The organism is Mesorhizobium sp. M7A.F.Ca.MR.362.00.0.0 (assembly GCF_004023175.1).
Classification (GTDB): Bacteria; Pseudomonadota; Alphaproteobacteria; order Rhizobiales; family Rhizobiaceae; genus Mesorhizobium.
Map to the genome: position 1 here is coordinate 1 of NZ_RZTF01000203.1, position 9,457 is coordinate 9,457.

At 62.5% G+C, this 9,457-nt stretch carries 12 protein-coding genes and 1 pseudogene; 7 read left to right on the top strand and 6 right to left on the bottom strand.

The window, feature by feature from the left end; all coding sequences use genetic code 11:
* Positions 1-143 precede the first annotated feature (143 nt).
* Positions 144-845, top strand: a complete 702-nt coding sequence (dnaQ, locus tag EOC06_RS22415) for a DNA polymerase III subunit epsilon (protein ID WP_128308817.1) — start codon at positions 144-146, stop codon at positions 843-845.
* Between the two features lie 136 nt (positions 846-981).
* Here dnaQ and EOC06_RS22420 read toward each other — a convergent pair.
* Both EOC06_RS22420 and secB read right to left on the bottom strand, forming a co-directional pair.
* A pseudogene (locus EOC06_RS22420) lies at positions 982-1,268 on the bottom strand (GIY-YIG nuclease family protein).
* A 253-nt stretch (positions 1,269-1,521) separates the two neighbouring features.
* Positions 1,522-2,019 (bottom strand): protein-export chaperone SecB, encoded by a 498-nt coding sequence (secB, locus tag EOC06_RS22425; RefSeq protein WP_023813420.1) that lies wholly within the window; start codon positions 2,017-2,019, stop codon positions 1,522-1,524.
* A gap of 176 nt (positions 2,020-2,195) precedes the next feature.
* Between secB and EOC06_RS22430 the strand changes: the two genes are divergently transcribed.
* On the top strand, positions 2,196-2,669 hold the full coding sequence (locus tag EOC06_RS22430; protein ID WP_127331952.1) for a hypothetical protein: 474 nt from the start codon (positions 2,196-2,198) through the stop codon (positions 2,667-2,669).
* A 31-nt stretch (positions 2,670-2,700) separates the two neighbouring features.
* Here the strand turns inward: EOC06_RS22430 and EOC06_RS22435 are convergent, their stop codons facing one another.
* Complete coding sequence (locus EOC06_RS22435) at positions 2,701-3,198, bottom strand: FxsA family protein (protein ID WP_128308818.1); 498 nt, start codon at positions 3,196-3,198, stop codon at positions 2,701-2,703.
* A 217-nt stretch (positions 3,199-3,415) separates the two neighbouring features.
* On the opposite strand from EOC06_RS22435, the gene EOC06_RS22440 reads away from it, so the two are divergent.
* From EOC06_RS22440 to EOC06_RS40905, 5 genes are all read left to right on the top strand, one after another.
* On the top strand, positions 3,416-4,123 hold the full coding sequence (locus EOC06_RS22440) for a Tim44/TimA family putative adaptor protein (RefSeq protein ID WP_127268043.1): 708 nt from the start codon (positions 3,416-3,418) through the stop codon (positions 4,121-4,123).
* Positions 4,124-4,148: 25 nt separating this feature from the next.
* Positions 4,149-5,273 (top strand): murein transglycosylase A, encoded by a 1,125-nt coding sequence (locus tag EOC06_RS22445; protein WP_128308819.1) that lies wholly within the window; start codon positions 4,149-4,151, stop codon positions 5,271-5,273.
* The gene (locus tag EOC06_RS22450) at positions 5,270-5,800 is read left to right on the top strand and encodes a Smr/MutS family protein (RefSeq protein ID WP_127321405.1); all 531 of its coding nucleotides are present in this window, start codon (positions 5,270-5,272) and stop codon (positions 5,798-5,800) included. Before EOC06_RS22445 ends, EOC06_RS22450 begins: the two co-directional genes overlap by 4 nt.
* Before the next feature lie 25 nt (positions 5,801-5,825).
* Entirely contained in the window at positions 5,826-6,194 is a 369-nt protein-coding gene (locus EOC06_RS22455) for a helix-turn-helix domain-containing protein (protein WP_128308820.1), read from the top strand.
* A 123-nt stretch (positions 6,195-6,317) separates the two neighbouring features.
* A complete protein-coding gene (locus EOC06_RS40905) occupies positions 6,318-6,707 on the top strand; it encodes a hypothetical protein (protein ID WP_206631234.1) in 390 nt (129 codons plus the stop codon).
* A 161-nt stretch (positions 6,708-6,868) separates the two neighbouring features.
* Here EOC06_RS40905 and EOC06_RS22465 read toward each other — a convergent pair whose 3' ends face one another.
* The 3 genes from EOC06_RS22465 to EOC06_RS43150 form a co-directional block, all read right to left on the bottom strand.
* The gene (locus EOC06_RS22465) at positions 6,869-7,486 is read right to left on the bottom strand and encodes a transglutaminase-like cysteine peptidase (RefSeq protein ID WP_128308822.1); all 618 of its coding nucleotides are present in this window, start codon (positions 7,484-7,486) and stop codon (positions 6,869-6,871) included.
* A 233-nt stretch (positions 7,487-7,719) separates the two neighbouring features.
* Entirely contained in the window at positions 7,720-8,997 is a 1,278-nt protein-coding gene (locus EOC06_RS22475; RefSeq protein WP_127268048.1) for a polyhydroxyalkanoate depolymerase, read from the bottom strand.
* 312 nt (positions 8,998-9,309) lie between these two features.
* Positions 9,310-9,457, bottom strand: a 148-nt coding sequence (locus EOC06_RS43150; RefSeq protein WP_281062099.1) for an RlpA-like double-psi beta-barrel domain-containing protein, incomplete at its 5' end; no start/stop codon positions are given.

The following is a 9,457-nucleotide window of genomic DNA, read 5'->3' on the forward strand; positions in this document are numbered from 1 at the left end:
CCGTCACTATACGGGGAGAAGTGCCCGGCAAGGCGATGAGGGGCAGCGCAAACCTGTGGCGATTGTCCTAGGCAACGCCGTTTCTCATTGCCATTTTGTTCCGTTGTATGAATCTGCTCCCTTGGAGCGGAGCGACTGATTCGATGCGTGAGATCATCTTCGACACGGAAACCACCGGCCTCGATTCGCGCGACGACCGCGTCATCGAGCTTGGCGGCGTCGAGCTGGTCAACCGCTTTCCGACCGGCAGGACCTTCCACCACTACATCAACCCGCAAGGCCGCGCGATCCACGCCGAGGCACAGGCCGTGCACGGCATCAGCGCGGCGGATCTCGCGGGCAAGCCAACCTTTGCCGAGATTGTGCAGGAGTGGCTGGACTTCACCGACGGCGCCAAGCTGGTCGCCCACAACGCCACTTTCGATGTCGGCTTCCTCAACGTCGAATTCGGCCGGCTTGGTCACCCGGTCATAGACAATGGTTTTGTCGTCGACACGCTGGCGCTGGCGCGCCGCAAGCACCCGATGGGCCCCAATTCGCTCGATGCGCTCTGCCGGCGCTACGGCATCGACAACACCAAGCGCACCAAGCACGGCGCCCTGCTCGATTCCGAATTGCTGGCCGAGGTCTATATCGAGCTGATCGGCGGCAAGCAGGCGGCCCTCATCCTCGACAGCGCCACCGCGCCGGCGCAAGGCGAGAATGTCCGCCAGATCGAAATCATCATCAGCCAGCGCCCGGCACCCCTGCCGCCGCGTGTCACCGAAGCCGAACGCGCCGCGCACACCGGCATGGTCGGGACGCTTGGCGAAAAGGCACTGTGGCTGAAGGTTGCGGTTGGCTGAGCAATTGCTGACCGAAACCCTCGCGGCTTCGTCATCCTAGACTAGGGCGGAGCAGGAGCGAAGCGACGTTGCGGAGACCCTAGGATCCATGCCGTGACAGTGGTGCAGTGCTCCGGCGGTGCAAGGAACCGAACGCCTACCACCCCGTCCCGCGAAACAGCTCGAACCATTCCGGATTGGCTTTTTCGATCAACTCGATCTTCCATTGTCGCGGCCAGCGCTTCAGTGACTTCTCGCGCTGGATGGCATCGGTAATATCGAAATATTCTTCGTACCAGACCAACCGCTGAACACCGTAGCGGCTGGTGAAGCGCGAGCCCTCACGGATTTGTGCTCCGGCATGCGGCGACCGAGATCGTTGGTGACACCGATGTAGATCGTACCGCGCTTCTGACTCGCGGTCATGTAGACGTAGCCGGTCATGGTTTCAGGGTAACAAGCCTCGGTGCGCGGACAAGCGCCATTCTGATCCGCTGCATTCTAAGGCAAACGTCACGGCATGGATCCTAGGGTCTGCGCCGCGTCGCTTCGCTCCTTGCTTCGCCAAGGATGACGAAGACCCGAAGGCTTCGGCCATTCGAAGGGCGCCGGTGCCTCAGCTATCTCTCCAACACCTTAAACAGAAAACCCGGCGCGAGGCCGGGTTCTCAGAAAACAACAGCGATGGCAGCCGAGCTCAGCTCACCTTGACCTTGGACGCCTCGTCCTCGGCCAGCTTCTGCTGGAACATCTGTGCGAAGTCGATGGGGTCGAGCATCAGCGGCGGGAAGCCGCCATTGCGGGTTGCCTCGGCGATGATCTGGCGGGCGAACGGGAACAAAAGGCGCGGGCATTCGATGAACAGGATCGGCAGCATGTGCTCCTGCGGAAAACCTGCAATGGCGAACACGCCGCCATAGACCAGCTCGACATTGAACAGCACTTCCTGGTCGAAGGACGCCTTGGCGTTCAGCGTCAGATTGACGTCGAACTGCTTGTCGGAGAGCGGGTTGGCGTTGACGTTGACGTTGATGGCGATGCCCGGCGCCTTGTCGCGGCCGCGCAGCGAATTGGGCGCGCCGGGGCTTTCGAAGGACAGGTCCTTCACATATTGCGCCAGAACGTTGAGCGACGGCTGCGCCGCATTGCCGTTTCCGTTGGCTGCGCCGACCGGCGCGTCATCTTTGCTGGCCATAAGCCTTGTCCTCTTGCCTGGGCAGCGTCGCTGACCGAATTGAAATCGGGCGTTCGCTACCATGGCGGGGATGACAAGACAAGGTTTGCCGCCTTGCGGTAGTGGGTAGCGTCACATTTGATTTTCAGTTTCAATCACATGGCGTCAAACTGCTATTCTGCGCGTCGAGGGTCCAGATGATCACACCCAAAAATTTGACGGCCAAGCTGCGGTCGGTACCGCAAGCCAAGTCTATTTTCGACAAGATGGCTGAGTTGCCCCTTTGGGATGCCGCATACCTTCTCCTGAGGTCCGAATTTTTGCTCAATATGATTGAGTTCGATGCCGGACTTCGCAACGCGCCTTTCGTCGAAGATACTGCCGTGCCGCCTAAGCCGCTTATCGGCCCGCGCCGTACCATATTGAGATTCAATCCGCATGAAATGATGGTCCTTCGACTGAAGGCCGCCCACCCCGCCGCAACCGACGCCTGCCTCCTGGAAGCCATCGAGGCAGCCCGCGAGTTGCAAAGCCAAAAAGCATGGAAACTGATGATGGACGCCGATTTCTCTAGGGCGCGCTCAGCGACTACGTTGCAAGAGGAATGGCCCGGTTTCGAACAGAAGACCTACGAGTTGGCCTATCATGATTTCCGAGTGGCGAACCGATGATAGGTAGGGGTCTGCCGTCTTGGACGGCGCCCTAGTCGTCCTTCAGCCGCCGCCACGGCGAGTTGTGATCCGGGCCGCGCTTGAAATCGTCCTCGCGTGAATAATCGCCATCGTCGAGGTCGATGACCCTGTCGCGCCGGCCACGAAAACCGCCGGTCGAGAAATCGGTGGCGACGACAATGCGGCCCTTGAACCGGCTCCAGGCAAAATCGCGCAATGGCGGCAGGAACAGCAGCAGGCCGATGATGTCTGATATGAAGCCGGGGATGATCAGGAGGATCGCCGCAACCACGATCATGGCGCCGTGCGCAAGGTGGCGGCTGGGGTTCTGGCCGGCGGCCATCTCGGTGCGGATGCGGGCCATCACACCAAAGCCCTGGTATCGGAGCAAAAGCACGCCGGCGATGCTCGAGGCCAGCACGAGGCCGACCGTCGCCAGCGCGCCGACCTCGCGGCCGACGATGACGAAACCGGCGATTTCCAGCAGCGGAAGCGCGAGGAGAAAGAAGGGAAGCAGCGAAATGCGCAAGTCTTGCCAACCTTTTTCGATTGTTATGATCGTTTCGATTGTTTTGGCCGCCAGCGAGCAATCGCCGCTGGCACTGAGGCTGTTAGATAGGTATGCCTGCCTTTGATTTGAATGATTGCGCCTTGCGTTCTATATGCTTTGAATGTTGAACGCTATGCGACCGTGGCCATTGGGCCTGACGGTCCGGCCACAGGGCAGGGATTGATTGGCGGAAGATATGGGATTCTTCGACTTCGGCACGATTTTCTTCCTGATTGCGGCGGTGGTCATCTTTTTCCAGCTGCGCAATGTGCTGGGCCGCCGCACCGGCAGCGAACGGCCGCCCTTCGATCCCTATTCGGCGGCTCGCACCGGCGACAAGGATGCCGCCCAGAAATCCGAAAACGTCGTCTCGCTGCCGCGCAAGCGCGCGCCAGGCGAGCCGGCTCCCGACACCTATGCCGCGATCGACGCTTTCGCCAAGCCCGACACCGACCTCAACAAGGGCCTGCGCACGATCAAGGACAATGATCCGTCCTTCGAGCCGAAGGGTTTCGTCGACGGCGCCAAGATGGCTTACGAGATGATCGTCATGGCCTATGCCGACGGCGATCGCAAAACGCTGAAGAACCTGTTGTCGCGCGAGGTCTATGACGGTTTTGTCGCCGCCATCGGCGAGCGCGAGGCCAAGGCGGAAAAGATCCAGTCCTCCTTCGTCGGCATCGACAAGGCCGACATCGTCTCGGCCGAGATGAAGGGCGGCGAGGCGCATGTCACGCTGCGCATCATCAGCGAGTTGATTTCGGCGACCCGCGACAAGGCAGGCGCGGTCATCGACGGCGACCCGGAAACCGTCGCCGAGGTCAAGGATGTCTGGACCTTCGCCCGCGACACGCGCTCGCGCGATCCGAACTGGAAGCTCGTCGCCACCGAGGAAGAAGACTAGTTCGGAAACACGCGGCGAGGCTCCGGTGTCGCTATCGCCTCTTTTTGTCGAGAAAGCCTTTGGCGACCTGCCCGGCTGGGACGATGACGACCATCTGGCGGCCTTCGCCGCCTTTCGCCGCTCGGCCTTCCATGTGCTGACCAAACCCTATCGCAGCGGTGCGCTCGGCGTCGGCTTCCAAGCTTTTGCCGATGCCTACGCGGAGGCGCGGACCGTTTCGCCGGCGAATCGGTCGCCGGTTTTGGCCCGCGAGGAAGCCCGCGCCTTCTTCGAGCGCCATTTTTTCCCGGCGCTTATCCCTGCCGAAAATGCCGGCGCCGGGCTCGTCACCGGTTTCTATGAACCGCAAGTCGAGGCGTCACCGGTGCGCACGGACCGATTTTCGGTGCCGTTGCTGTCGCGCCCGGCCGATCTCGTCGATATCGACGACGGAAACCGGCCGCCCGGCCAGGATCCCTACCTCGCTTTCGCGCGCCAGACGCCGAACGGGCCGGTCGAGTATCCCGACCGCGGCGAGATCGAGCGCGGCGCGCTCGACGGCAAGGGCCTGGAAATCGCCTGGCTGGCCGACAAGGTCGATGCCTTCTTCATTCACGTGCAAGGTGCCGCACGCCTCGCCATGACCGACGGCCGGCTTGTCCGCGTCACCTATGCCGCCAAATCCGGCCAGCGCTTCACCGGGCCCGGCAAGATCCTGAGCGAGATTGGCGAGATCCCGCTGGCGGAGGTGACGATGCAGTCGATCCGCGCCTGGTTCAAGGCGCATCCGGACCGCGTCGACGAGATACTGTGGCAGAACCGCTCTTACATCTTCTTCCGCCCGGCCGATGTCGAGAACGAGGCCCTTGGGCCGATCGCCGCCGCCAAGGTGCCGCTGACGCCGGGCCGCTCGATCGCCGTCGACCGCCTGCTGCATACATTCGGCACGCCCTTTTACATCGACGCTCCGACGCTGACTGCTTTCGACGCAAAACCGTTCCGCCGCCTGATGATCGCGCAGGACACCGGCTCGGCCATCACCGGACCGGCGCGGGGCGACCTGTTCGCCGGTTCGGGCGATGCCGCGGGCGAGATCGCCGGCGTGGTCCGCAATGCCGCGGATTTTTATGCGCTGGTGCCGCGCGCGCTCGTTGCGGGTGCGGTCCGATGACCCGGCGCCCGGACAAGCTCAGCGAGGATGACCGGGTTCTGTGGAACCTGGTGGCGCGCACGGCCAAGCCGCTGAAGGGCAAATTTGCCGTCGACATCCCCGACATTGCCGCCGAGGCTAGGCCAAATCAGCCGCAGCCGGCCCAGCCTGCTGCCAACGCCGCAGGGACCGCAAAGCCGAAGGCTCAGCAAGTCACGCACCGCCTCGACGAGCCGACGCTGGACAAATTATCGAAAGGCCGGCTGCCGATCGAGGGCCGTGTCGACCTGCACGGCATGACCCAGGACGAGGCTTATTCGCTGCTGTTTTCGTTCCTGCACCGGGCGCATGCCGGCGGCGTCCGCTATGTCCTGGTCATCACCGGCAAGGGCTCGTCCTCCGGCGGCGATGGGGTGTTGCGGCGCGCCGTGCCGGCCTGGCTGTCGACGCCCGCCTTCCGGCCGCTGGTCTCCAGCCACGACCATGCCGCCCGAAACCATGGCGGTTCGGGTGCGCTCTATATCCGCCTGCGGCGGGCGCGCCTGTGAGGAGGTCTATCATGAGGGCGGGGACATGACCCCGTTCGGAGAGAAGCTGCGCACGCTACGAGGCGAACGCGGTGTCCGCCAGAAGGACATGGCGGCGGCGATCGGCGTCAGCGCCGCTTATCTGTCGGCGCTCGAACATGGCAGGCGCGGTGCCCCGACCTGGACGCTGATCCAGAAGATCATCGGCTATTTCAACATCATCTGGGACGACGCCGAGGAACTGGCGCAGCTGGCCGAGGCCTCGCACCCGCGTGTAAAACTCGACACGTCTGGTCTTTCCCCCGCCGCCACCGAGCTTGCCAATCTGCTGGCGGAAAACATCGAGAAACTCGACGAAGCGGAGCTTCGCCGCATCACTGCATCGATCCGCGCGGCGTTGAACCAGCGGCCGTAGCCGACGATCCGAGCGTGATGCAGGTTCGCCTGCCTCAGCAGGAAACTGCCCGCCGGCGGACCGCCAGCGGGCACAGTGGTGAGATCATTTCTTGCCGGCCGTGCCGCCATTTCCGCCCCGGCCGTGATCGCCATTGCCGCCATGGCCATTGTTTCCACCCCCCAGGCAGCCCGACGCCCCGGCATCACCGCAACAGCGGCCGGCCCAGAGGTCGTTGAGGTTGGTTTTGGAACAGCTGGTGGTCTGATCGGCCATGGCGGATCCGGCCATGCTCGACACCGCGAGAGCGGCAAGAAGGGTGTTTCGCAGAAAAGCAGTCATCTGAAGTCTCCATGGTTGGTTTCGGTTCACGGCTGTGTGTCGCTGGCCGAAGCGAAATGGTTCACGGAGATGCTGAAATTTGTCGGGGGACTCCTCGATTTCGTCCGCCACGGGCGGAGCGGAAGCGAAGCGGACGAGCAGACCCGAGGATCCATGCCGCGAACTGCGAGCGTCGCGGCGGTGCAAAGATAAAGATACGGTGATGCCGGCATGACGATCGCTGGCGCCTATTCCTGCGCCTCGGCGTTCTTCATCTGCATCCCGGCATGGATCCTAGGGTCTCCGCGACGGAGCTTCGCTCCTGCTACGCCCTAGGATGACGAAGCGATGGATACTTCCGGCAAATGCCGTATTTACTGAACCGCGCCGACCAGAACTTGCTGGCCACCGCGGATCGAGACCCAGCGGCCGGTGTTGTCGATCGCCTGCCGCTTGAGGAAGCGGTAACCGGTCGCGTCCCATGGTTTGACCTTGTCGGTCAGATTGTCGAGCACATAGTCGCCCTCGTCGGTGCGCACCGTCAGCACGGCGTGGCCCTCGCCGTCGGGCTTGCGCACGACGGTGATCAGCAGATCGGCAAGCGATATGCTCATGCGTGAAAGCTGGCGCCGCTTTTCCAGCACATAGTCCTCGCAATCGCCGACGCCCTTGTCGGGATAGGCCCAGACCTCGTCCTTGCCGTAGATGTCCATGTCGCTCATCGGCTTGACGGCGGCATTGACCCTGGCAGTGACATTGAGGAGCTTGCGCATCAGCCCGTCGCTCATCGGAGCCGGCGCCTGATTGGTCGGGCGGATCGAGCACTCGCCCGGATGCAGCTTGCAGAAATCATAGTGGCCAATCGGCTGCGAGGTGAGACCCCCGGTCGCCATCGCTCCACCCGCCAAAGCCGGTGCCACCCAGCCCGCCGTCACTGCCAGCCCGGCCGCCACATACACGCGCAGCCGCTGCGCCATCGATGAGGAAATCATTGTCCCCGCTCACCCTTTGTTATTAACGAAAGGTTAAGGGGGATTTACAGTCCGTGTCAATTACGACGACGGTCGGATTGTCGGCATGGTTACCCGAGGGGCTGGACAGCGGCACTTGTGCAACAGAATCGGCCAGCCAGCCGGCTTTTACGGGTCAATCTCACGGTTTGTCGCCGTTAAGCTTGGTTCTATGCAGGTCGTCGTCCAAAAATCCGCAATTTGGGCGACTTGCATTATCTCTTGGCGGCGCGGACCAGCTTCGGTTTCACCGCGACACGCTCCTGGCGGCCATAGCTGGTGATGAAGTCGACGATGCGCGGCACGATTTCGGAACGGAAGCGCGAACCGTTGAACACGCCGTAATGGCCAACCGCCGGCTGCATGTAGTGGGCATGCCGCTCAGCCGGGATATTGGGGCACAGATCATGCGCCGCCTTGGTCTGCCCAAGGCCCGATATGTCGTCGTTCTCGCCTTCGACCGTGAACAGCGCGACGTTGCGGATCGCCGACGGATCGATCCTGGTGCCGCGATGCGTCATCTCGCCCTTGGGCAAGGCCTGGCGAACGAAGACGGTGTCGACGGTCTGCAGATAAAACTCCGCCGTCAGGTCCATGACAGCCAGATACTCGTCGTAGAAATCGCGGTGCTTCTCGGCATTGTCGCCATCATGCTTCACCAGATGCATGAAGAAGTCCTTGTGGGCGATGATGTGGCGGTCGAGGTTCATGCTCATGAAGCCGGACAGCTGCAGGAAACCGGGATAGACCTCGCGGCCGAAGCCCGGCACCGGCCAGGGCGCATGCATCACGACATTGTCGCGGAACCAGTCGATGCCCTTTTCCTGCGCCAGCAGATTGACCGCGGTCGGATTGCTGCGGGTGTCGATCGGGCCGCCCATCAAGGTCATGGTCGAGGGCACGAAGGGGTCGCCCTTCGTTTCCATCAGCGCCACGGCGGCCAGCACCGGCACCGAAGGTTGGCACACCGCCATCACATGCGTGTCCGGCCCCAGCGTGTGCAGCATGTCGATGACGTAATCGATGTAGTCGTCGAGATCGAATTGGCCGTCGGCAAGCGGCACCATGCGGGCATCGACCCAGTCGGTGATATGCACGTCGGCATAGGGCAGCATCGCTTCCACCGTGCCGCGCAGCAGCGTCGCATAATGGCCCGACATCGGCGCCACGATGAGAAGCTTCGGATCGGGCTTGCGCCCGGCGGGCACGGCACGCTCGAAGCGGACGAGATTGCAGAACGGCTTCGACCAGACGGTCTTCTCGGTGACCTCGACGCTCTTCCAGTCGACCACGGTCTTGCTCAGGCCGAAGGCCGGCTTGCCGTAGCGGCGCGTGGTGCGCTCGAACAGTTCGGCCGTCGCCGCGATCGAACGGCCCCATTGCGTGTGGGAAAACGGATTGAGCGGATTGGAATAGAACATCCGCACCGCGTCGGCATAGAGGCGCGCGGGCTGCAAGGCGGCGTGGTTCATTTCATAGAGCTGGTAGAACATCGAGAACCCCGCTGCTGCCTGCGACCGAAGGGACGACGAGCAGCGCCGAGCCCTAGATGTCTCGCGGGGAAGTTAACAACTAATTGCTGCGATGCAATACGTCACGCTGCGTGACCAATGCTTCTTTGGTTCAAGGCCATGGAAATCGGGGCCGAACGGCGCCAGCCGGCTCAGTGTGCGGCTGCGAAATGTGTAGGCAATGTGTCCGGCCCTTTTGCCGGACACCCGACATGATCCCGAAAAGTGGATTCCGGTTTTCGCTTTGCGAACCTCCGGTTCTGCAGGGAGGTCATGGTCCAAGAAAAGGCCACTCTAGACGCGCGCCATGCACACGGAAGTGTGGCCGGAGCCGATGAAGCCGAGCTGGCCGGCGGCACCCTTCGACAGGTCGAGCACGCGTCCCTTGATGAACGGACCGCGATCGTTGATGCGCACGACGACGCTGCGGCCGTTGTTCTTG